The 23,984-nt window shown below is 56.5% G+C and carries 19 protein-coding genes; 15 read left to right on the top strand and 4 right to left on the bottom strand.

The window, feature by feature from the left end:
* Positions 1-91: 91 nt before the first annotated feature.
* The 7 genes from KYK14_RS11220 to KYK14_RS11190 all read left to right on the top strand — a co-directional run bounded on the left by KYK14_RS11220 (position 92) and on the right by KYK14_RS11190 (position 9,989).
* Entirely contained in the window at positions 92-592 is a 501-nt protein-coding gene (locus KYK14_RS11220; protein WP_185282409.1) for a KdsC family phosphatase, read from the top strand.
* Positions 593-726: 134 nt separating this feature from the next.
* On the top strand, positions 727-921 hold the full coding sequence (locus KYK14_RS11215; protein WP_185282410.1) for a cold-shock protein: 195 nt from the start codon (positions 727-729) through the stop codon (positions 919-921).
* Between the two features lie 312 nt (positions 922-1,233).
* Positions 1,234-2,121: a geranylgeranylglycerol-phosphate geranylgeranyltransferase gene (locus KYK14_RS11210; protein WP_219158898.1), complete on the top strand. Its 888-nt coding sequence runs from the start codon at positions 1,234-1,236 to the stop codon at positions 2,119-2,121.
* Positions 2,122-2,237: 116 nt separating this feature from the next.
* Positions 2,238-3,557, top strand: a complete 1,320-nt coding sequence (locus KYK14_RS11205; protein ID WP_219158897.1) for a BamA/TamA family outer membrane protein — start codon at positions 2,238-2,240, stop codon at positions 3,555-3,557.
* A gap of 359 nt (positions 3,558-3,916) precedes the next feature.
* Complete coding sequence (locus KYK14_RS11200; protein WP_246601800.1) at positions 3,917-7,081, top strand: SusC/RagA family TonB-linked outer membrane protein; 3,165 nt, start codon at positions 3,917-3,919, stop codon at positions 7,079-7,081.
* Between the two features lie 13 nt (positions 7,082-7,094).
* A complete protein-coding gene (locus KYK14_RS11195; protein WP_219158895.1) occupies positions 7,095-8,615 on the top strand; it encodes a RagB/SusD family nutrient uptake outer membrane protein in 1,521 nt (506 codons plus the stop codon).
* Between the two features lie 117 nt (positions 8,616-8,732).
* Entirely contained in the window at positions 8,733-9,989 is a 1,257-nt protein-coding gene (locus KYK14_RS11190) for a glycosyltransferase family 2 protein (RefSeq protein WP_219158894.1), read from the top strand.
* Between the two features lie 2 nt (positions 9,990-9,991).
* Here the strand turns inward: KYK14_RS11190 and KYK14_RS11185 are convergent, their stop codons facing one another.
* The 3 genes from KYK14_RS11185 to KYK14_RS11175 form a co-directional block, all read right to left on the bottom strand.
* On the bottom strand, positions 9,992-10,588 hold the full coding sequence (locus tag KYK14_RS11185; RefSeq protein ID WP_219158893.1) for a class I SAM-dependent DNA methyltransferase: 597 nt from the start codon (positions 10,586-10,588) through the stop codon (positions 9,992-9,994).
* Between the two features lie 123 nt (positions 10,589-10,711).
* Positions 10,712-11,440: a PIG-L deacetylase family protein gene (locus tag KYK14_RS11180; protein ID WP_219158892.1), complete on the bottom strand. Its 729-nt coding sequence runs from the start codon at positions 11,438-11,440 to the stop codon at positions 10,712-10,714.
* The gene (locus KYK14_RS11175) at positions 11,433-12,587 is read right to left on the bottom strand and encodes an acyl-CoA dehydrogenase family protein (protein ID WP_219158891.1); all 1,155 of its coding nucleotides are present in this window, start codon (positions 12,585-12,587) and stop codon (positions 11,433-11,435) included. The genes KYK14_RS11180 and KYK14_RS11175 overlap by 8 nt, the downstream gene beginning before the upstream one ends.
* A 268-nt stretch (positions 12,588-12,855) precedes the next feature.
* Between KYK14_RS11175 and purH the strand changes: the two genes are divergently transcribed.
* From purH to KYK14_RS11140, 7 genes are all read left to right on the top strand, one after another.
* The gene (purH, locus tag KYK14_RS11170; protein ID WP_219158890.1) at positions 12,856-14,382 is read left to right on the top strand and encodes a bifunctional phosphoribosylaminoimidazolecarboxamide formyltransferase/IMP cyclohydrolase; all 1,527 of its coding nucleotides are present in this window, start codon (positions 12,856-12,858) and stop codon (positions 14,380-14,382) included.
* Positions 14,383-14,823: 441 nt separating this feature from the next.
* On the top strand, positions 14,824-15,849 hold the full coding sequence (locus KYK14_RS11165; protein WP_185282419.1) for a rod shape-determining protein: 1,026 nt from the start codon (positions 14,824-14,826) through the stop codon (positions 15,847-15,849).
* A 93-nt stretch (positions 15,850-15,942) separates the two neighbouring features.
* Positions 15,943-16,866, top strand: coding sequence for a rod shape-determining protein MreC (gene mreC / locus KYK14_RS11160; RefSeq protein WP_219158889.1), 924 nt, complete (start codon positions 15,943-15,945; stop codon positions 16,864-16,866).
* Entirely contained in the window at positions 16,863-17,396 is a 534-nt protein-coding gene (locus tag KYK14_RS11155; RefSeq protein WP_185282420.1) for a hypothetical protein, read from the top strand. The genes mreC and KYK14_RS11155 overlap by 4 nt, the downstream gene beginning before the upstream one ends.
* A gap of 209 nt (positions 17,397-17,605) precedes the next feature.
* On the top strand, positions 17,606-19,438 hold the full coding sequence (gene mrdA, locus KYK14_RS11150) for a penicillin-binding protein 2 (RefSeq protein WP_219158888.1): 1,833 nt from the start codon (positions 17,606-17,608) through the stop codon (positions 19,436-19,438).
* 143 nt (positions 19,439-19,581) lie between these two features.
* On the top strand, positions 19,582-20,871 hold the full coding sequence (gene rodA, locus KYK14_RS11145; RefSeq protein ID WP_208307791.1) for a rod shape-determining protein RodA: 1,290 nt from the start codon (positions 19,582-19,584) through the stop codon (positions 20,869-20,871).
* A gap of 21 nt (positions 20,872-20,892) precedes the next feature.
* A complete protein-coding gene (locus tag KYK14_RS11140) occupies positions 20,893-22,266 on the top strand; it encodes a hypothetical protein (protein WP_219158887.1) in 1,374 nt (457 codons plus the stop codon).
* A 27-nt stretch (positions 22,267-22,293) separates the two neighbouring features.
* On the opposite strand, the gene KYK14_RS11135 is transcribed toward KYK14_RS11140, so the two are convergent.
* Positions 22,294-23,415 carry a hypothetical protein gene (locus tag KYK14_RS11135; protein WP_219158886.1) on the bottom strand — a complete coding sequence of 374 codons (1,122 nt, stop codon included), beginning with the start codon at positions 23,413-23,415 and terminating at the stop codon, positions 22,294-22,296.
* A 33-nt stretch (positions 23,416-23,448) separates the two neighbouring features.
* Between KYK14_RS11135 and KYK14_RS11130 the strand changes: the two genes are divergently transcribed.
* Entirely contained in the window at positions 23,449-23,775 is a 327-nt protein-coding gene (locus tag KYK14_RS11130) for a 2Fe-2S iron-sulfur cluster-binding protein (RefSeq protein WP_219158885.1), read from the top strand.
* Positions 23,776-23,984 lie beyond the last annotated feature (209 nt).

The raw sequence follows: 23,984 nt of genomic DNA, 5'->3' as shown, positions 1-23,984 counted from the left end.
TCTGGCCGCACCACTTGCGTAGGCTTCGCCACTAGCATCAGCAGAATAGCTGCTTCACCCTTCACAACTTCACAACTCACAATTTCACCTTATGGAAGCAACGAATACGCCCGATCTGACCGCCATTCGAATGTTTGTGCTGGATGTGGATGGGGTGATGACTGATGGAACCATGCTGGCCTTGAACTCGGGTGAGCAGGCCCGCGCCTTTCACATTCACGATGGGTATGCTATCCGGCATGCGCTGCGCAAGGGCTACCGCGTGGTGGTTATTTCGGGACGCGAAGAAGAAGGCGTACGGCGGCGGCTGGAGTCGCTGGATGTGTACGACATCTACCTAGGGGTAGATGACAAGATGAAGATCTTCAACTCCTACATCAACGTGCACCGCATCGACCCCGCGCACATTGCCTACATGGGCGACGACGTGCCCGACATGGAAACCATGCGCCGCTGCGCCGTAGCCGCCTGCCCTGCCGACGCTACCCCCGACGTACTTGCCATCAGCAACTACGTGGCCCAACGAGCCGGTGGGCGTGGGGCCGTGCGGGAGCTACTAGAGGCAACCATGAAAAGTCAGGGTACCTGGTAAGCGCGAAAGAGGTGATTGTGAGGCTTTATCGTAAAAGTGCTATCTTTTTATAAAGCCAGCGGTAGAGGGGTTGCGTTTTTGCGAAATCCCTCTAACTTTACCCGCTCATCCATTCACCCCATTTGCTTTTTTTCATGAAAACAGGAACCGTAAAATTCTTTAATGAGTCGAAGGGCTACGGCTTCATTACGGAAGACGGCACGAAGGAAGATTTCTTCGTCCACATTACCGGCCTTAACGGGGGCCAGATTCAGCAAAACGACCGCGTGGAATTTGATACCCAGGAAGGCCGCAAGGGCGTTAACGCCGTGAACGTAAAGAAAGTGTAGGGTCACCCGATCCACTGGCCTCTTACTATTAGTATAGAAAGCCTCTCCTTAGTTGGAGAGGCTTTCTTTTTAGATGCTTAAGGGTAGGGAGGGGTGATAAAGAAATGAGTGGGTGAATAGGAGATATAGTACGTTATGAAGTTCGTGTGTTGCATGCACACAAGCTGGAGAAACAGGCGGATAACGCCATGCGGGTGATAGGACGAAAGATGACTCTTACTTGACAGATTAATAATATGATTATCAATAGATTGACTGTATAATAGGTGTTGTGTTGCAATGACGTACAGCGTATCTTCTATAAAACCAGCTATGCCTACCGGAAAATTATCGTGGGTTGAAAGGAGTCAGCAACTGGCCCGCCTGATACGGCTGCCCAACCTGCTGCTGATGGGGCTGTGCCTGCTGCTGGTGCGGGCAACGCTACTGCCTGCTGCTTCCTGGCGGGTAGTGCTAGCCTCACCATTTTTGCTGTTGATGCTGGCCACGCTGTGCGTAGCGGCTGCCGGCTACATCATCAACGACTATTACGATGTGAAAATTGATGCCGTGAACCGGCCCGGCCGGCTTGTTATTGGCCGACTCATTAACCGGCGCCATGCCATGATGGCCCATCTCATTTTATCGGGTATTGGCATTGTGGTGGCTGGTGTGCTTTCGCCGCTGCTGGGGTTGGTGCATGTGGGGTCGGCGCTGCTGCTGTGGGGCTACTCGGTGCGCTTCAAACGCGTGGCGCTGGCCGGTAATGCTAGCATTGCTACCCTCACGGCTGCGCTAGTGCTCCTACCCGAATTGCAGGCCCGCACGGGGCAGGCCGGGCCGTGGGGCTATGCATTAGCAGCCTTCTTACTCACGATGGTGCGCGAAATTGTGAAAGACGTGGAAGACATGCGCGGCGACGCGCAGCACGATTGTCGTACGCTCCCTATTCTATGGGGCGTGAGCCGGACGAAATGGGTAGCTGGTGCCTTCCTGGTTTGCCTGTTGCTCTTAACAAGCGGCGCTATATCCGAATCATTACAGACCGGCTACCTATGGCTAGGCGCTTGGCTGATAGCGCTTTGTCTGCTTCCTATGCTAGCGCTGGGCTATCAATTGCGGCGCGCCGACCGTCGGCGGCATTTTGCGCAGCTCAGCGCTTGGTGCAAATGGATTATGCTGGCCGGCGTACTGTCCATTCCTTTATCTGCCATTGCCTAAAACCGTAGCAGGCACTGTTGCGTTAGTGCAGAAATCCTAGTCAGATGCGTTGCGTGGCGCCACCTTTTCGGGCCACCTGATTTCCTGGCTTCCACCTTTTTCTGTCTGGCATTTTTATGCGCTTTCTCTACCTGCCGCTAGTCTTATCCGGACTGGCTTTGTCTGCGGCCGCTCAATCTACAGCGCCCTACTCGGTGGTGGCTCCACCTCCTGCTTCCCCTACCTTATTGGCATCAGCGGCGGAGCCCATAAAAACGCCGGCACCTACACTGGGCCTGCTGGCCGACCGCCAGCCTGCTACGTCTTTGCTGACGCCGCGCCGTGTTTCCGCCCGTAAGCTAGATTTCAGCCCCAGCGATAAGCCGAGTTTTATTCCGGTGCCTGTTGCTTTCTACCAGCAAGAAACCGGGTTTGCCGTGGGCGCAGCTATTTTGCCTGTATGGCGGTTTGGTACTGATACTACCGTGCGCAAGTCTAATGCTCGTTTGCTGGCGTGGTTTAGTCAGAAGAAACAGACCACTATTCAGCTGACGCACACCATCTTCACGCCCGGTGAGAAATTCTATTTCTCGGGCGAGTTGAGCTACTATGATCTGCAATTCGATTATTTCGGTGTAGGCAACAACACGCGCAAAAGTGATAAGGTCCAAATCCAGTATCCGCTATTCGTATTCGATGAGAAGGCCCTGGTTCGGGCAGCTCCAAACCTGTTTGTGGGTGTGCGTTACCGCTTAACCAACTTGGGCGATGTGAAGTTACAGAATTCTGATCGGTACAATTCGACTACTAATCAGCCTGTTGTATATAATGAGTTGGCCAACTTTCGTGGCTTGGGAGAGCAGCGCAAAGGCACAATCAGTTCTGGGGTAGGGCCGTCACTACTCTACGATGGCCGCGATAATGTGCTGGCTACGTACCGCGGTAACTTTGTGGACGCGCATATCCTATTTAACGGTGGAGCACTGGGTAGCGACTACCGGTTCACCCGTTACCAAATTGATGCTCGCCACTTTAACCCCTTGTTTGGCTCCAATAATACTATTCTAGCTCTGCAATTCATGGGACAGTATCATTCCGGTGATGTTCCTTTCCGGGAGTTAGGAGGTATGGGGGGCACTTTGGGTGGTGCTATTTATAACAATGCCTACCTAATGCGGGGTATTTATGAAGCCCGCTTCCGCGACCGTCAATTTACTACTGTGCAGGCCGAAATCCGGCAGAAGCTCATCTGGCGCTTTGATATAGCGGCATTCATTGCAGCAGGCCAAGTAGGGTATGACCTGAACGATTACACTTTTGACGGCACGAAGCTAGCTGGTGGGGTAGGAGCCCGCTTCCGCTTCAATCGCCGCGACCGGCTTAATATCCGTTTAGACTATGGGGTTGGCTCAGGCGGTAACTCCGGTATCATCTTCGCGGTGGGGGAAGCTTTTTAACTAAAATCTAGAATTCGAATTTTTAAGCCATGCTTTCTGCTTAGAAAGCATGGCTTCTTCTTTCATTCTTAAATACGAATTTATTCGTATTTAAGAATGAACTCAACCTAAATTAATTGTGCACTATTGATTTGCAAAAGATGTAAAAACCCATAAATCTAGCTTGAATAGCCATTTAGTGTGATTTTATGAGGGACTTTTGTAGTACAGTTCAATGATTGTATTTATAATTATTGCTTGTTTTTATGAAAAAATTATAGGGGTAATCATTGTGATGTTAAAATTATACTCTTTATTAGATGCATTCATTGAAATAATATCAACCAATCAAACAAGTACACATGAGGAAAACATTACTCTTGTTACTGCTTACAGTATTCGCATTGGCAAGCCACGATGTGTGGGCGCAGGTGCGAACCATTACTGGTAAAGTAGTAGGATCGGATGGTTCGGCACTGCCGGGCGTAACTGTTGTTGTAAAAGGAGGAGGACAAGGCACTTCCACTGATGCGGAGGGTAGTTATTCGCTATCTATACCTGCTAATGCGAATACGCTAGTGTATTCCTTTATTGGGTACGACAGCAAAGAGGTTGTTATCGGTAGCCAGTCTGCTATCAATGTATCACTGGCTACTAATACCACGGGACTTGATGAAGTGGTAGTAGTGGGCTATGGCACGCAGCTTCGACGCGAGTTGACTGGTTCTGTAGCTACTATTTCTGGCGCAGATGTAGCGCAACGCCCCGTACAGAGCTTCGAGCAGGCTATGCAGGGTAAAGCTCCTGGCGTGAATATCACTACTCCTAACGGGGTACTAAACAACCCGCCCGTAGTTCGAATCCGGGGCGTAAACTCCATCTCGCTTAGCTCGGCGCCGCTCTACGTCATCGATGGCATTCCTACCTACAGCGGCGACAACTCGGCCACCAACGCGCCCAACAACCCGCTCAGCAGCATCAACCCCAACGATATTGAGAGCATTGAGGTGCTGAAAGATGCGGCAGCGGCGGCTATCTATGGTTCGCGGGCTGCGGGTGGCGTTATTCTCGTGACCACCAAGCGCGGCAAAAAAGGCCAAAGTAAAGTGTCGGTTGACTCTTGGGCTGGCCTGACGAAAGCCTTCCGTCTCTACGATGTGCTAGGTGCCGAGGACTACATGATGATCAAGAACGAAGCTGTACGCAATCTAAACGCCAACCGGGTTTTAGTAGGTGCTACTGGCAACAATGTAGAAGGTTTCCGGCCAACGCTGGATGCCAATGGCAACATGGTGGATACCAAGTGGTATGACTACATCTACCGCACGGGCTTCTCTACCTCGAACTCAGTGAACTTTTCTGGTGGTACCGACAAGACGAGCTTCTACGCTTCAGTGGGCTATACTAATCAGAAAGGCATGCTGGAAAACAACGAGTTCAAGCGTACCTCCGCCCGCGTGAACGTGGACCACAAAGTATACAAGACGTTTTCGGTAGGTGCTCGCATCAACTACGCCAACAGCTACAACGCGGCGCCCAGCACGGGCTCGTTGAATGGTTCGGCATTTGGTACCGCTGGTCTGGGACGCCTACCACTGGTATTACCCCCCAACATTCCAGCTTACAACCCCGATGGCAGCCCGGCTACCAACGGTGCCGGCGTAGGCGCCGGTGCCAACGTAAATCCGGCTGCCCCAACTTCTGCTCTGGCTCCAGGCTACTATAACCCAGTTGTCGACCTTGCTTACAACTACTTCAACTCGGAAAGCAACCAGATTCAGGGCAATGTATACGCCAACTGGGAAGTGCTGAAGGGCCTAAATGTGCGCACTACCTATGGTATCGACAACGTAGGCTATGAGGACAAGTCCTTCCAGACGGCATTGGCCGGCGACGGTTTCAGCACGGGCGGCTCGGCTAGCAACTTCTATCGTACCAACAAGCGGTGGGTGTGGCAGAATACGGCTCAGTACGACCGCACGTTCGGCGACCACAACTTCTCGTTGTTGCTGGGTGGCGAGCAGCAGAAGACCGACCAGCAGCGCTGGGGTGCTAACCGCACGCAGGTGGCCGACGACTTCTTTGATACCTTCCAGGGCAACTTTACTAACATCGCGGCGTCTGGCAACTTTCAGGGCGAAAACTATCTGGTATCGTATTTTGGCCGCTTCAGCTACGATTTCGCCAAGAAATATCTGTTCTCCTTCAATGCCCGCCGCGACGGCTACTCAGCCTGGGGCAACGATAAGTGGGGTAACTTCTACGGCGGCGGTCTAGGCTACATTATTTCGGAAGAGAACTTCTGGAAGAATTCAAGCCTGGCTAATTCCCTGAGCTTTTTGAAGTTTACAGGCAGCTACGGCGAAGTAGGTAACAGCCAGGGAGTAGGCGATTTCACTACCTTGTCGCTATACGGCTCGGGCCTGTATGGCACCAATGCTACCATTGGGTATAACAACGCTGGTAACCGCAACCTGACCTGGGAAACCAGTAAAAAGACGGATGTAGGCTTCTCCTTCGGCCTGTTGCAGGATAAGATTCAGGGTGATTTCTCCTATTATCGCAATACCGTGGACGGCCTGATTCTGGCTGTACCCCTGTCGCCTTCTAAGGGTGTGCCCAACAACTCTATTGATGCCAACATCGGCTCCATGCGCAACCAAGGTGTGGAACTCAACCTGAAAGCCAACATCTTCCAGAAGCAGGATTTCAGCTGGGTAGTGAGCGGCAACGTGACCACGCAACGCAATGAAGTGTTGGGGCTGGTGACGGAAGGCCAGCGCATTGGTACAGCCACTTCGGGTCTGGAAACGGTGAACTACACCCGCGTGGGCGGGTCAGTAGGTGAAATTCTGGCTGTGCCCTCGCTGGGCGTGAACCCCGAAAACGGCCGGCGTATGCTGAGCATTGTGAATGCCGACGGTACGGGCCGCACCACGGTGCAGTACAACCACCTGGGCGGCGGCTGGACAACGCTGGACGGCCAGCCGGCCAGAACCCCCAACCAACTGACCGACGGCGAATACTACGGTCCGGTACTGCCCAAATGGTACGGCGGCATTGACAACTCATTCCGGTTCAAGGAGTTTGATCTCAACTTCTTCATCCAGTACTCGGGTGGCAACTACATCTACAACGGCACCAAGGCTGGCCTGCACGACCAGCGTTTCTGGAACAACAACGTGGACATTCTGGACCGTTGGACGCCCGAAAATACCAACGCCCAGTGGCCCCGTGTGGTGTACGGCGACAACGTGTCTAACGGCTCGGCCTTGGTCATGTCGTCGAACGTGGAGAAGGGCGACTTTGCCCGCCTGCGCAACGTGACGCTGGGCTACTCCCTGAAGCCTACCCTAGCCAGCCGGGTAGGGATTGCCAATGCCCGCCTCTACGTGCAGGTACAGAACGCCGCGCTGATTACGAAATACTCGGGTATCGACCCAGAGATTTCGTCGAACGGTGGTAGCAACACGGGGGCCGGCGTCGACCGCAACTCCGTGGGCCAAGCCCGCACCTACACAGTAGGCTTCAATATTGGTTTCTAAACACAGCTCTCGAATGAAGATTTTACTAAAAAATACAGCTGCCGTAACGCTGAGCGCGTTGCTACTGGCCACGGGCGTCTCCTCGTGCGACACTAACCAGCTGGACCCCATTCCCGAAACGTCGTTTTCTGATCAGGTAGTATTTGATACACCCGCCCGCATTGCGTTACAGGTCAATAATCTGTACGCCTATGTCAAGTCGGGCAGCTTCCTAGGTGGCCGCTACCAAGTATATGGGGATGTGCGGGCCGATGACTTTATCAACCGTACCTCCAACGCCGTGACGGCGCTTCAGGTATGGAACCATACGCTCACCGAAACTTCGACGAATGATGTAATCAACACGTGGGGCGCCGCCTACTCCGCTATCAATCAGGCCAACGTATTTTTGGCCGGTCTGGAAGCGAATTCGGCAAAGTACGTGGTGCCAGCCTTCGCTGCTGATTTCGCCACCGTTACTGTGCCTCGGTACCAAGCCGAAGCCCGGTTTCTGCGGGCCCTGAGCTACTACTCGCTGCTACAACTGTATGCCCGGCCGTATATTGATGGTAACGGCAGCAAGCCGGGCCTGCCCCTGCGCCTGCAAGCCGAAACAGGTGCGGGTGGCAACGACCTAGCTCGTAGTACGGTAGCCGAGGTATACGCTCAGATTCTGGAGGACTTGAACTTTGCAGAGCAAAACCTGCCGACTGCTTACGCCAACGCTACTCTAAATACCACCCGCGCCCACCGGAACACGGCCATTGCCCTGAAAACGCGGGTGTACCTGACCATGGGTCAGTACGCCAACGTAGTGACAGAGGCAAATAAACTGGTGCCCACGTCGGCGCCCTACACGGCAGCAAGAGGCGTAGCAAACGGCCTGAATTCATCGATTGTGAACGTCTTTGCTTCGCCGCAGGAAACCACCGAAAGCATTCTGTCTTTTCCCTTCACCGCCCAGAACACGCCGGGGACTCAGAATCAGTTGGGCTTCTATTACCTACCCACCAGAAACGACTCGGTACCTGAGGCCACTGGCGGAGGCGAGTATTACCTCAACGCCGCTGGTATTATTGCCAACAGAACTGCCCTGTCTATCACGGATTCGACGGCCGATGTGCGCTATGCTAAGTTTGTAGTAATCAGCGGTGGCAACTCCTACTTAGCTAAGTACCCCGGTGGCACGCCCTATATTGACAAGGCTCCCGTTATCCGCTATGCGGAGGTAATGCTCAGCTTGTCTGAGGCGTTGTTCCGCACCAACGGGGCGGCCGATACCCGCGCTTTGGCGTTGCTGAATGCAGTACGGACACGTTCCAAAGGCACTGCCTATGCTAGTTTCGCTTCAACTGACGCTGCGGTAAATGCAGTGTTGCTAGAGCGCCGGATTGAGTTCTTGGGTGAGGGTATTCGCAACATTGATATTATGCGCCTGAATGCACCCATTCCGGGCAAAGGATCAGTTAGCGCCGTGCCGCCTTCAAGCGACAATTATGTGTGGCCTATCCCGGCTACGGAGCTGCAAACGAATAGTCTAATCACGCGCAACTAGCGTTAGAAGTTCCATATTGGGCTGCAAAGCGGCTTTCCCAGCAACGGGAAAGCCGCTTTTGTTTGTAGCCATATTTTGTTTGTAGCCATAGGTTAATAATCCGCGTAGAGTACGCTGATGACATCCATACTACCCTCGCGCTTTCATGCTGTCCACGAAGTGGCTGTTTCGCCTCTGTTAGAATGTGGCTTGCTGACTGTTCCGCCCCGAGCAGAATTATGCTATTCTGTTATTATCCCGGCTAAAGATGAAGCCGAAAACCTGCCTGTTACCCTAGCTGCGCTGGCTACGCAAGTGGATGCGCAGGGGCAGCCGCTACCTCCTTCTAGCTACGAGGTAATTGTGCTGGCCAATAATTGCCAGGATGCCACCGCGCACGTAGTCCGGCAACTGGCACACGCCTACCCACAACTAGTGTTGCACGTGGCGGAGCGCACACTGCCCCCTGCCGAGGCACATGTGGGCAAAGCGCGGCGCTTGCTGATGGATGAAGCTGCCCAGCGCCTGCGTAGCGTAGGTTGCCCGCACGGTATCATTGCCAGCACCGATGCCGATACCCGCGTTGCGCCTACCTGGCTGGCCAGCATTGCTGCCGAAATAGCCGCGGGTGCTGATGCCGTTGGTGGGCGTATTATGGCCGAGGCACCTACGCAGCGAAATTGCCCCGTGCGGCGCTACCACTTGCGTGATGCAGCCTACCGCTTGCTGGCAGCGCAGCTGGAGCACCTGATTGACCCCAATCCGGTGGATGCGTGGCCGCGTCATCACCAGCACTTTGGCGCCAGCTTCGCCCTCACGGTTTCGGCTTATGAGCAAGTAGGGGGACTGCCGGTGGTGCCCTATCTGGAGGATGAAGCCCTGTACCAGGCACTGTGCAACCACGATTTGCGCGTGCGACATAGCCCTGCCGTGCGCGTGACCACCTCGGCGCGCCGTGAAGGGCGGGTGGCAGTGGGTTTATCCTGGCAATTGCGGGAATGGGCGGCGCTGAGCGAACAATTGCAGGAACCTCTGGTAGCCAGCGGACCACAACTAGCTACTCAGTGGCAGGCCCGTCGGCAACTGCGGCAACTCTGGCAATCATTTAAAAACGACGTGTCTTTCTCGGGCGCCGTGCTCAGCCCTACCCTGCACACCGTCAGCACGAGGATAGCCGATATGCTCGGTCTCACCAAAAAGACGCTGTGCCAGGCCATTATGGAGGCTACTACATTTGGTGCATTGTGGCAATGCGTACAGCAGGAGCAGGCCACCCGCCAGCAATGGGTACAACGGTGGCCGCCGATTACGCTGTCATCTGCTCTTGCTGAACTGCGGGCGTTGCTGAAGCAGCATACGCCATTGGCGATTGAGGCGGCAATGAGTAAAGGGTAGCCTTACCGCTTCTCCAATAAGTCCAGACGGTAGGTTTCTTGGCGCTGGCCGTGCACGTGGCGCAAGGGGCCATTGGCCTCGGCTTTTTGCAGAAAAAACTCGTGCACTTCGTCGCCGGTCAGGGGGTAGTCGTGCACGGGTGGAGTCCAGTGCACCAGCAGCAATTGTCCGCCAGAGGGTAGGGCTGCCAGGAGCTGCTTGGCGGCGCGGGTCAGGTCTTCGGGCGACCAATAATAGCCTACCTCCGACACCATAATCAGGTCGAATTGCTCTTGCGGGAATTCTTCCGGCACGCGCATCAGCCGAAACTCCACCTGAGGCAACTGCGCGCATCGTTGCCGGGCGCGTTCCAACGGGGCTTCCGCTACATCCACAGCCAGCAGACGCCCACACCGCGGTGCCAATTGCTCCGTGAGTACGCCCAACGAGCAACCGATTTCAAAAGCCCGGTCATAGTGTGGGCGGGGTAGGGCGGCCAGCGTGGTAGCATATTTCTCCCGCTCGTAGGGGCTGGTTTCGAACTTCCACGGGTCATCGTTGGCCCGATACACATCGTTGAAGTAGGCAGGGGGTAGGGTGTTAGGCTGATTGGGGTTCATAGGAGTAGAGGTTGGTTTATTGCTTGCAGAGGTTCGCGGAAGGAGGCACAGCACAGAGGTTGGCAGAGTGCATACGTCAGCATACTGCCAACCTTTGTGCTGTGCCTCCCTCCGCGAGAAACGTCATTCGTCAAAATACACTTCGAAAGGCTGCGCGAAATGAGCAAGCATTTGCTGCGAAAGCAGAAAACCGCTGGGGTCGTCGTCGATAACGCCGGGGGCAAGTTGGGAGCGGTGGGCTGCAATGGCTGCCTGTTTCTGAGACAGTACGGAGCTGATATCTAGGCGCCAGCCGGTGGCCTCGCCCGACTGCGGCAAATCTTCCGGTGCGGCGCGCTCCCAGGCCCACACCACGTACTCCACCCGCCGGATGGATAAGCCCGCCAAAGCAGCGGCTACCAGTTGGCTGGTGGCCCGGTGGTCGGGATGAGGGTCGCGGCGCCAGGGCACGAGTAGGGTAGCCGGCTGTACGCGCTGAAGGTAGGCACGCAGGGTAGCTACGGCCTCCGCAAAACCTGGCTGATCGGGGGTAGGGACGGCGCTATCGGGAAGGTCCAACAGCAATAGATCATCCGTACTGACGCCTAGTAATGCAAGCGCCTCGCGTAGCTCTGCCTCGCGCAGTGCTTGCCGGGCCGCGGCCGGAAACTTCACCGAATGGGGGTGCGACATCGTGCCATCGCTCACCAAAACAGCATTTACTGGTACGCCCGCCTGCCGCAAAAGCGCCAGCAACCCGCCGCATCCCAACGACTCATCATCGGGGTGGGGCGCTACCACCACAGTAGAACCAAGGGTAGGCGCAAAATCAGCCGGGCGGAGGGGTAGCGAATCAAACGAAAACTCAGCCATGCCACAACGAATAAGCAGGGGTGGTAGAAGCCAGCGCGAAGCGTCCCGCGTCGGCTAGAGCGGCATCGGGGGCGGGTTGGCGGAGGTAGTGCGTCAGGTCGCGGTGGAGGCGCTCGAAGGGCTCGGGGCGGAGCAGGCCGCGGGCTCCCACGCACCGCTCGGCCAATTGGAGTGTCCGCAAGCATATTTCTTCGATGGCCGTGCGCACCATGTTGGCGTAGGCCACGGTGGCATCGGCGTCGTCGGTGGCGTGGGGGCGCATGGCGTGCTCGGCGGCGGCGCGTAGCCAGTGCTGGCCGCTTTCGATGAGAATAGCCAGCTCGCCCAGGCGCTGGCGCTGGTAGGGGTCGTCGGTGCGACCAGTTTTTTGTAGGAAGTGGCGGGTTTCGTCAAATACAGCCTCAGCCCCGCCCAACTGCACGGCCGCAAACCGGATGGCGCCCCCACTAAACCACGGCTGGCGATAATAGTCGCCGGGCTGGCCCAGGAGGTCTTCGGCACCCACCTCTAGTCCCGTGAAATCGACCCGAAAACTAGCCGAAGCCCGCATCCCGAGTGGCTGCCAAAACGATTTATCCAGCTGCGGCACTTGCGCATCGGCCGGTAGCACCAGCATCTGCCAGCCGCCGTCGGGTAGGGCACCCGTAAGCAGCGGGCGCGTGACGTGGCCCGCGCCCGAGCCAAACGTTTTGCTGCCCCGCAAGCGGTAGCGGCCATCGGGGAGCGGTTCCAGCTGCACGCCGTCGTGCGCTTGCGTATTCCATACCCCAAACAAATGCCCGGCCGTTGCGTCCTCGGCCCAACGCGCTACTTGCTCCGTGCGGCCAAAGCGCTGGGCCAGTTGTAGAGCATTGGCGTGGCCTTCGTACACGCGCCCTACCGCCAGATTACCGCGCCCAATGTGCCGCAGCGTGTGCAGCAGGGGTAAGGTTTGTGAAGCCGCTGCCAAATCCTGTCCGCCGAGGTGGGTGGGTAGGGGAGCCGTGAGCAAGCCGGCCGCACGCAGCCAGTCAAACTCCTGTTCCGGGAAGCCACCTTCCTGGTCGGAAGCGGGTGCTTGGGCCGCTAGGCGCGGGGCCAATCGGGCAGCGGCGTCTTCGGCAGGCGTAGTTTCTTGGGTAGTAGGGAAAGGTAGGGGAGCAGACATGCAATAGAAATAGCGTGGTAGTGAACATGTACTGTATTTGAATCCGGGGTGTTGTGCTTGCGTGAAAAGTAAAGTCGTTAGTACGTCATTCCTCAGCAAGCTCGGAATGACGTTCTTGTATATTTTATGAAAACGGATGAAATTTGCTGCTGATTATGAAGGGGTTACTATGTGCTTAACAATTCCGTAACATATAGGGCGCCGGGGTGCCCGCTTGCCGTGGCTACCTTCGTGCTGTCATTCACACAGTCCGCAACCAACCCCTACCATGTCGCAGCCGATTCGTTCCGCTCTCGTTTCTGTCTATTACAAAGACCGCCTGGAGCCGCTGGTGGCCCTGCTCAAGCAGCACGGCGTGACCATCTACTCTACGGGGGGCACCCAGCAGTTTATCGAGGAGCAGGGCGCCGATGTGACGGCCGTGGAGAGCCTGACGGGCTTTCCGGCGGTGTTTGGCGGCCGCGTGAAAACGCTGCATCCCAAGGTGTTCGGTGGCATTCTGCACCGCCGCCACGAGGCCAGCGACTTGCGGGAAGCCGAGCAACACCAGATTCCGCCCATCGACCTGGTGGTGGTAGACCTCTACCCCTTCGAGGAAACCGTGGCGTCGGGTGCACCCGAGCAGGACATCATTGAGAAGATTGATATTGGGGGCATTTCGCTGCTGCGTGCCGCCGCCAAAAACTTCCGCGACGTGCTGGTGGTGAGCAGCCGCGACCAGTATGAGGCCGTCACGCAGCTACTGACGGAGAAAAACGGTGGCACCGACCTCGAAGACCGCCGGCAGTACGCCGCCGCCGCTTTCGCTGCCACCGCGCACTATGACACGGCCATTTCCGGTTACTTCAAAGAAAAAGCTAATAGCCAACAGCTATCAGCTAATAGCTCCCAGGAAACGCCGCTACGCTACGGCGAAAACCCGCACCAGGCCGGCACATTCCGCGGCGACCTGGATGCGCTGTTCGATCAGCTCCACGGTAAGCAGCTCAGCTACAATAACTTGGTAGATGTAGATGCGGCCGTGCTGCTCATGCAAGAGTTCCAGCAGGGTAAGCCTGCCTGTGCTATTCTCAAGCACACCAATGCCTGCGGCGTAGCCCAAGCCGATAGCCTGCACACGGCCTACCTCAATGCCCTGGCTTGCGACCCGATTTCGGCGTTTGGCGGCGTGATTATCGTGAACAAGCCCGTAGACAAAGCCACGGCCCAGGAGTTGAACAAGCTGTTCTTTGAGGTGCTGATTGCGCCCGAGTTCGACGCGGCGGCTCTCACAGTGCTGCAAAGCAAGAAAAACCGCATTCTGCTGCGCCAGAAGCCTGTTGATTTCCCGCAAAAGCAGGTGAAAACCTTGCTGAATGGTGTGATTGAGCAGGACTTCGACCGCGCCATCGAAACCGCCGACGACTTCAAAACCGTCACCGACTCGGCGCCTACCCCCGAGGAAACCGAAGCCCTGGAGTTTGCCCTGAAAGTGTGTAAGCACACCAAGAGTAACACTATTGTGCTGGCCCGCGCCGGCCAATTGCTGGCTTCCGGGGTAGGGCAGACGTCTCGCGTAGACGCCCTCAAGCAAGCCATCGAAAAAGCCCATGCCTTCGGCTTCGACCTGAAAGGTGCCGTGATGGCCTCCGATGCCTTCTTCCCCTTCCCCGACTGCGTGGAAATTGCTGGCGCAGCCGGCATCCGGGCAGTGGTGCAGCCTGGCGGTTCCATTAAAGACCAGGATAGCATTGCGGCTTGCAACCAGCTTGGTATGGCCATGGTGATGACCGGCGTGCGTCACTTCAAACATTAGAAGCTATTTGCGTTACGGACCGCACGGTGTAGAGACGCATACTTGCGTCTCGTCGTTGAATGATTTCGGCCACGCGGTGCGGCCGACGAGACGCAAGTATGCGTCTCTACACCGTGCGGTCCGTAACGCAAATAGATAACCTTAAACAAACTCTCAAACGGTCCTGCCGAGCTTGCCGACGCAGGACCGTTTGGGTGTTTTTAGGGTAGTCGGTTTGCTGACCAGTATGCCTGAGAGCGATTATTTCGGGTTAGAAAGCGGGTGCTACGCCTGTGTAGCAGATTCTTCGGATAGAAGGATTCTGGTATTAAACTGAAATAATTAGGCCATGGCGCCGCACGGCAATCCTATGTCTATAGTAGGGCTTCGCGGAAACTTGCGTACTTTTGCCCCACTTTTTCCGGTGCAAGACGCCCGGTTTCATCTACTTGCCGTCACTCAATGGGTTTCTTCAATTTTCTGACCAGCGACATCGCCATGGACCTGGGCACGGCCAACACGCTCATCATTCACAACGATAAAGTCGTGGTGGATGAGCCGAGTATCATTGCAAAAGACCGCACGACCAATAAAGTAATAGCCGTGGGCCGACAGGCGCAGCAAATGCACGAGAAGACCCACGATAACATTAAGACGATCAGGCCGTTGAAAGACGGTGTAATTGCCGACTTCCACGCTGCCGAGGAAATGATTAAGGGGTTGATCAAGATGATTGATACCCGCACGCGCCTGTTTCAGCCCTCGCACCGCATGGTAATCTGCATCCCGTCGGGCATCACGGAGGTAGAGAAGCGCGCTGTGCGCGACTCCGCCGAGCACGCTGGCGCTAAGGAAGTCTGGATGATTCAGGAACCTATGGCCGCCGCCATCGGCATCGGCATCGACGTGGAGCAGCCCATCGGCTCCATGATTATCGATATTGGGGGCGGCACTACCGAGGTAGCCGTTATTGCCTTGTCGGGCATCGTGTGCGACCAGTCGATTAAGACGGCCGGCGACGTGTTCAACCAGGATATTCTGGACTACATGCGCCGCCAGCACAACCTGCTGATTGGTGAGCGTTCGGCTGAGCGCATCAAGATTGAGGTAGGCGCCGCTCTTACCGAGCTAGAAAACACGCCCGCCGACTTCGAGGTGCGCGGCCGCGACCTGATGACGGGTATTCCGAAAGTTATCAAAGTGACTTCCTCAGAAATTGCCATTGCCCTCGACAAATCGGTGGCGAAGATTGAGGAAGCCGTGCTGAAGGCGCTGGAAATCTCCCCGCCCGAGCTGTCGGCCGACATCTACGAAAACGGCATTCACCTGACCGGTGGTGGCGCCCTGCTCCGCGGCCTCGACAAACGTTTGGCTGCCAAGACCAAGCTGCCCATTCACATTGCCGAGGACCCGCTCCGCGCCGTAGTACGCGGCACCGGCGCCGCCATCAAGAATATTCAGGCTTTCAAGAGCGTACTGCTTACTTAATTATGAATTAGAAATTATGAATTAGGAATGATGGTAGGGCGATGCATCAAGCTAAAAATTCCTAATTCCTAATTCTTAATTCCTAATTCAACAATGAGAAACCTCTTTGCCTTTTTGTTTCGCTACCGGGGCATCCTCGTGTTTGCGCTGCTGGAGGTATTGAGCGTTTACCTGCTGATTCGCAATAGCGCTTACCAGCGGGCGGCGTTTTTCAACTCGGCCAATGCTTACGCTGGTCAGTTGCTAGAGTGGCGCACTCAGGTATCAGAATACTTCGAACTGGCCCAGGTGAACCAGAGTTTGGCAGCCGAAAACGCGGCCCTGCGTCAGCGCCTATACCTGTCTGACCTGGGTAGGCGCGTGGCCGATTCTCTACCCATCCGCCGCGACAGTCTTGCCCAGGTGCGCCTGCTGCGCACGGGCCGCCCCGATTCGCTGGTGCTGGGCAACCAAGCCCTCAGCAACAACGACCCCAGCTACCCCCTGATTCCGGCCAGGGTAGTAAATAACAGCTTGCGCGACGTGGATAACTATCTGACGCTGAACGTAGGAACGCTCGACCAAGTGCAGCCCGGCATGGGCGTACTGGCCGCGAGCGGAATAGTGGGTAGGGTGCAGTCGGTGAGTGAGCACTACGCCCGCATCACGTCGCTGCTGCATTCCAAAACGGCTATTTCGGCCAAAATTCAGCGTGATGGTACGTTTGGCAGCATTAAGTGGCAGGGCGACGACCCCACCCACGCCCTGCTCGACTACATTCCGCGCCAGAACAAGCTGGTGCGCGGCGATACGGTCATTACCTCCGGCTACAACGCTACATTCCCGGAAGGGGTGATGGTGGGCACCATCGACACCTTTACAAAAGAGCCGGACAAGAACTTCTGGACCGTGCGGGTGCGGCTGGCGGTCAATTTCTCTAACCTGACCTACGTGTACGTGGTGCGCAGCCGGCCCCAGGCCGAGCGCGATACCCTGGAAACACACACGGGCACCGTAGTAGGAGGAGGGAAACGATGAGCATAGTCGGAACCATTGCGTGGCAGTTGGTGCGGTTTGCGCTCTTTGTGGGGCTGTACGTGCTGCTGCTCGACAACAGCAACTTCGTGCTGTTCGACCTGGGCTGGAACTTCTTCTACCTGGGCTTCTTGTTGTTCCTGCCCATCGAAACGCCCATTGTGGTGCAGCTGTTGTTGGGCTTCGGGCTGGGCTTCACGGTGGATGTGTTTCAGGATACGGGTGGGCTCTATGCTGCCTCGGCTGTGCTCACGGCCTACCTGCGGCCGTGGGTGCTGCGCCTACTCACCCCCCGCGACGGCTACGACGCCGCCGACTCGGTGAATATTCACCAGATGGGCTGGCAGTGGATGATGGTGTACCTAGTACTGCTCATTGCTTTGCACCACATTGTCTTCTTTCTGCTGGAGTTGGGCAGCTTTCTGTCCATAGGCTTCACCATGGCCAAAATTCTTGTTAGCACCATCTATACCACGCTGGTAATGCTGATTGTGCAGCTGGTATTTTTTCCTACCCGCCGCCGGTCGCGCTAGGGAGTAGGAGGCCCTGCGCCTACGCCATGGCTATGTCGGCACACGAAACTATCCGCTGTATTGATTGGTTTGCTCCATTTGTTTGGCGCAGGTAGGCAGCTCATCTGTAAGCACGCGCATTTTGGCTGGTTCTTACCGCCAATGGGGTTGTATCTTTGCGACGCTGCTTAACGCAAGTAGCGTGTCGTATCATTCAGATTTTCTTTGCTTTGCAATATTTAGAAGGACGCAAATACGTAGTACAGGCCATTTTCCTGGCTGTGGCAATGCTATTCGCGGGTCGACTCTTTTACATCCAGGTGTTGGATGGCAGCTACAAACTGGCTGCCGACCGCAACACGTTGCAGCGCATCGTGAAGGTACCCTACCGCGGGTTGGTATATGACCGCAACGGCAAGCTGCTGGTACAAAACACGCCGGTATACGACCTGCTGGTGGTGCCCCGTGAAGTGAAGCAGCTGGACACAGTACGCTTCTGCCAGCTGCTCCAACTACCTATTGAGGACCTGCGCGCCGGCTTGCTGGCCGCCAAAAAATACTCGCGCGTAAAAGCCTCGCCGCTAGTGCAGAACCTGAGTACCGCCGAGTTGGCTTCCATCCAGGATAACCTGATTGATTTTCCCGGCTTCCGCATCGAAGCGCGCATGGCGCGGGCCTATGGCACCCAGAGCATGGCGCATGCCCTAGGCTATGTGGGGCCTATACCGGCCACCTGGGTAGACCGGGAAAAGTACGCCAAGTACCGCCCTACCGATTTCCTGGGTATCAGCGGCCTGGAGTCGTTTTATGAGAAGGAGTTGATGGGGCGCCGAGGCGTGCAGTACCGCATGGTGAACGTGCGCGGCATCGAGAAAGGCGCCTTCCGGGGAGGCGAGTTCGACACGCTTTCTGTGGCCGGCCAAGACCTGCATACTGGCATCGATATCGACTTGCAGCAATACGGCGAGATGCTGATGGCTGGCAAGCGTGGTACGGTAGTAGCCATCGACCCCAAAACTGGGGAAATTTTGGCCTTCGTGTCGGCACCAGCCTATGATCCGGCCATGCTCACAGGTAAGGGTTTGGGCAACCGTTACATGGAGCTGCTCAATAACCCTGAACGCCCCCTCATCGACCGGCCTCTCACGGCCATTTACTCGCCGGGCTCGGTGTTTAAGCTGGTGAACGAGCTAGTAGCCATGCAATCGGGCGCCGTGACGGCCAATACGGGTTTTCCCTGCAATCAGCGCCTGGTACGCTGCACGCACAACCACGAGTACCCCGGCAACGTGAGCATTGCCATCAAAAATAGTTGCAACCCGTATTTCTACCAGGTGATGCAGGCCACCGTGATGCGCGGACGCTCGCGCAACCGCTTCGAGGATTCGCGGTTGGGGCTGGCCGAGTGGAAGCGCAACGTGCAAACCTTCGGGCTGGGCGACAAACTGGGCGTGGATCTGCTGGGCGAGAAGAAAGGCCTGATTCCGTCGCCTGAGTATTACGATAAAAGCTACGGCTACCACCGCTGGACCTACAAAACGGTGTATTCTCTCAGCATCGGGCAAGGCGAGGTGCAAGTAACGAGTCTGCAAATGGCGAATATCATGGCCATTATTGCCAACCGCGGCTACTACTACACGCCGCACTTTGTGCGCAGCGTGGGTCAAAACGGGCCGCTACCCCAGTTCCAGGAACGCCACAAAACAAGCGTGGACTCACACTATTTCGAGCAGATTATTCCAGGGATGCAGATGGTGGTGGGTAGAGGCGGCACCGCTAGCCTGGCCAGCTTAGAGCAATTCGGCATCTCGATGGCCGGCAAAACCGGCACCGTACAAAATCGCCACGGCGCCGACCATGCTACCTTCGCCGCCTTTGCGCCGGTAGAAGACCCCAAGATTGCTATTGCCGTGTTCATTGAAAATGCGGGCTTTGGTGGTTCTTCGGCTGCACCCCTAGCCTCGCTGATGGTAGAGCGCTACCTGCGCGGCAAAGTGGTGCGCAAGAAGTGGGAGGAATGGCTACCCGGCAGCGCCGACCGTTTCGTGAAGCGACACCATTAGCAGTAGAGGCGGCTTGCAGCCGCCCTGATGGGGCGTCCGGCTTTCTTCAACCGTTGAGAGGAAGGACACTCCAACTATTATTTCGTTGTGGATGGGCAGCTGCAAGCCGCCCCTACCCAGTTCTTTAGCCTCTCTATTTTCCATTGAAAACCCCCGCTCGTTACTCCCGCAGCATTGACTGGGTTACCGTGGGCATTTATTTGCTGATGGTGTTCGTGGGGTGGCTGAACGTGTATGCGGCTAGCTATTCGCCCGACGCGCCTACCCATGTCTTTGGCCTAAGCTTCGGGGAGTTGATGAACTTCAACTGGTTCAAGCAGATTCTGTGGATCGGAACGGCAGTGCTGCTCATTGTGGTACTGCTGGTGGTCGATTACAAAGCCTACGACACGTTTGCCTACGCACTCTATGCGGGCATGATTGTGCTGCTCATCGTCACGCCCTTTATTGCGCGACCTATTGCAGGCTCCCGCTCGTGGCTGGAGTTGGGGCCCGTGCGCCTACAACCCGCCGAGTTTGCCAAGTTTATCACGGCCCTGGCCGTGTCGCGCTACATGGCGGGCATCAACCTGCGCCATCAGAATTTTCGCGACCAACTGATGCTGGCCGTTTTCACGTTGCTACCCCCGTTGCTCATCATTGCGGCCAACGAGACCGGGCAAGCGCTGGTGTTCGGGGCATTTCTGCTGGCGTACTTCCGCGAGGGTATGTCGCCGCTTATTCTGCTGTTGCTGGCAGCCGGCGGGGCTATCTTAATTTTGGCGCTGTTGGTACCCAAGCTCTGGCTGATTGGTTTTTTTACCGTGCTACTGGTGCTGGTGTTGGTATTCAACAACCGCTTGCTACGCCACCATTTACCACTCTCTATTGGTGTATGGCTGGTGGTGATTGGGATGGTATTCGGGGTTGATTTCTTCTTTAATAGCGTTTTGCAGGAGCACCAGCGCAAGCGCATCGAAATCCTCATCAACCCCTCGGCTGACCCACTGGGGGTAGGCTGGAACGTGACGCAGTCCAAAATTGCCATTGGCTCGGGTGGGGTAGTGGGCAAGGGCTTCCTGCAAGGCACCCAAACCAAGTTTGACTTCGTACCTGAGCAAAGCACCGACTTCATTTTCTGCACTGTGGGCGAGGAGTGGGGCTGGCTGGGCTCCGTGGTCACCATTGCGCTGTTCATGGCCTTGCTGTGGCGCATTGTGTACGTAGCCGAACGGCAGAAATCGGTGTTTGGGCGCACTTACGGCTACTGTGTAGCCAGCATCATCTTCTTCCACTTCGCCGTGAACATCGGCATGACCATTGGGCTGGCGCCGGTGGTAGGAATTCCGTTGCCGTTTTTTAGCTACGGCGGCTCCTCGCTCTGGTCATTTACTACCCTACTGTTTATCCTGCTGGCCATTGATGCCTACCGCAAGCAGGATTTGGTTCGATAGGGCAACTGCAACTTCTACCCCATGATGTTCCGGCGCGCGCTTTCTCATTCTATATCGGCGCGCAGCCAGGTACCTACTTGGTTTTGGGTGGGTTTGGTAGCGTGGCACATCTTGTTCTTCGGTGTGCAGTTGCACCAGCGCACGTACTTCTTCCCCGATACGGACCGCTATAGAATGGAGGCTGTTAACATCAGGGAAGCGGGCGAGTTTTATGCGCAGCCACTACCTGCCACGGGCGCAAAAAAGCCACAGGAATATACCATCCGGCCACCAGGCTACCCTTTGTTTTTGCTTGCGTTGGACACGCCTAGCGCCCGTTTCCCCTTCGTGGCGTTGGTAGTTCAGAACCTTCTGAGCTTGCTCAACCTGGGGTTGCTGGCGCGCTGGCTGCACCGGTTTCGACTGCTCCCGGCGCAGTGGGTGTTTCTGTTGCTAGGCGTATGTACGTATCCTGCTCAGCTTATTTATGCCAACGTGTTGATGAGCGAGATGCTGTTGCAGACGTGCGTGGTGCTGCTATGGCTGAGCGCCGTGGCGGCCTGGGAAACCCAACAAATGCGTTACGCGCTGTCAGTGGCGGCAACTGCTACGGCTGCTATGTTGGTGAAGCCAGTATTCTACCCTTTCAGTATTGTGGTATTGCTAGTAGGCAGTTGGGCAGCGTTGCGTTGGCGACGGCTACCAGTAGCGGTAGTCGCTGCACTGCCACTAGCAGTGGCGTTGTTGTACCAAAGCTGGAATTACCAACGCACGGGCCTGTTTCATTTTTCCAGTATTGCCACCATCAATCTGCTGCATTACAATACGGAAGGCGTGCTGCGCCGCACCGAAGGAGCTGTCGTGGCCGATCATTTTATTGATACCGTCGAGGCTGAAGCGCATCGTCGGTACGCAACCTTTGCGCAGCAGCAACAGCATATTCGAACTCGGAGCATGGCCGTCCTGTGGAAATATCCCGTCACCTACGCTCGTATTCACCTAACAGGCATGGTGAACTGCTTTCTGGACCCCGGCCGCTTCGACCTCGTCCATTTCTTTAAACTGCCCGGCCAGGAGGGTAGGGGCTTGCTGGGGCAATACACCGCCTATGGCTACAAAGGGATGGCGCGCTATATCTGGCGCCTACCCCTAGGGCTCTTGTCGGCACTGCTACTCGTAGCCGTTGGGAACGTGGTGCGCATGCTGGCTTTCGGCCTTTTCCTCTATCAAAGGCAGTACGCGCTCTTTGTACGGCTGAGTGCCGCTGGTATACTGCTCTACGTTGCCTTCCTCACGGGGCCTTTGGGCGCTGCTCGTTTTGCCGTGCCTGTGTTTCCGCTGCTGGTAGTTGGCGCAACGCTGGGCAGCCGAAAGCTGCTCCTGATGCTACCGTCCGTAGCCCTGCCTCGTGCCTAAGGTAGGGGTGCGAGGCAGGGCTGTAGCTTAGGCAAACTTGCGGTCAATCAGCTTGAGCAGGCGCCCTACGTGCTCTTCCTTTCGGGTCCAGTCGTGCGATTTAGCCAGCGTGTCGGTCACGTAGCGCTTGGCCGCGTCGGCGTCGGGTAGGGTGTCGAGGTGCTGAATGGCGGCGTGATACTCCATATTCTCCCCGTTGAACAGCTCGTTGATAAAGCTGAATCGTTGGTTGATGGAAATGGCTTCCCGCAACGATTCCACGCGCGTTGGCTTTTCGGCTAGCGTTGCCGCGTGGCGCTCGGTGCGTAGCGTTGTGCTTAGGCTTGGCGCAGACGTATGTTCGCTCTTGAGCTTTTCGTAGAGACGCGCGGCCGGAACCTCTGGCGTAGATGCCGGCGTCGGGGTAGGAGGCGCGGGGGGCGCTGGTGCTACCGGTGGTAAGGCGGGCGGTGATGTCGGTGCGGCCATAACCGGCGGTGGGGTAGGGGCAGGGCGGGGCGGGGCTTCGGCCACTGGGCCATCCTCGCGCAAATCAGCAGCGGTGAGAGGTAGCAGGTTGCTTAGCTCTTCCACTAGCTTTTCCAGGGGCCGTTGGCGGGCGTGGTTGGCTTGCTGATACTGCTGAAATCGCTCTAGCACAAAGGTGCGCTCCAGGGGTGCGCCCTTCACCAGCGAGTCGATAAACGTTTGAAACCACGCTTTGTCTACATCAATGTAGCGCAGCGCGTCGTGGAGCTGCTCCACGGTCACGCTGGGACTGGTGCCCAGGATTTTGCCTTCGAAAATTTGCTCCGGGTCGGTGGCGATGCCCAGCGTATCGGCCACGGCCGTAGCCAGCAGCGGCTCAAACGTGGCCCGGTTCAGCTTAATGCGCCGCGACAGGGTGTTCATGAACTGTGTGAGGGCCTGCCGCACGTCGGCAGCTTCGAAATCGAAGTAGGGGCTGCGCAGCCGGGCCATTTCCTGCGTCCACTGCCCTAGTAATTGCTGCACCACAAACAGATTGACCTGCCGGAGGGGTGTAAATTTCAGCACAGCGGGACCGTCCAGAGTAGCGTCGGGCTGGGCAAGGAAGTGCTGGTTGCACAGGTGTGCCGCCAGGCGGCGGCCGTATTGTTCGCGTTTCGCGGAGCTATATTTGTCCTTCATTGAAAGCCTTATTCAATGGCAATTTAGGGAAAGATGCCCATTCTGACCGTGCAAAATCTATTTGGTGCGGCCGTGCCGGTGCCGGCCGACGCTACGTTGCTAGCGGCCCTGCACGCCGCCGGCCACGACTGGATGCACGCCTGCGGGGGCCGTGGGCGGTGCACCAGCTGCCGCATTCAGGTTATAACGGGCTTGGAACTACTAACGCCGCCTACCGATGTAGAATTGCGCTACCGCCGTGCTGGCCGTCTGCTCAGCCAGGAGCGTCTCACCTGCCAAACCCGCCTACCCGCCGGCGAGGTGGCAGGCCGTGTACCCGAAGCCACCAAGCTGCCGCACGTGCAGTATGGAGAAGGGTAGGTGGGTGTGGGGGTAGGAGGTAGGAGGGTGTGAGGGTGTGAGGGTAGGAAGTAAGAAGTTTGTCATCCTGAGCGGAGCGAAGGACCTTATCACGGTGGAACGAGTCGTTGATAGGATGGTCGTTCAACTGGCATAAGGTCCTTCGCTCCGCTCAGGATGACAAACTTCTTACTTCCTACCCTCACTCCCACAACCTCACTCACCCCCTC

The organism is Hymenobacter profundi (assembly GCF_019334315.1).
GTDB classification, from domain to species: domain Bacteria; phylum Bacteroidota; class Bacteroidia; order Cytophagales; family Hymenobacteraceae; genus Hymenobacter; species Hymenobacter profundi.
Note: the sequence above shows the minus strand (reverse complement) of the source record. Positions and strands in the feature narration are given on the sequence as shown.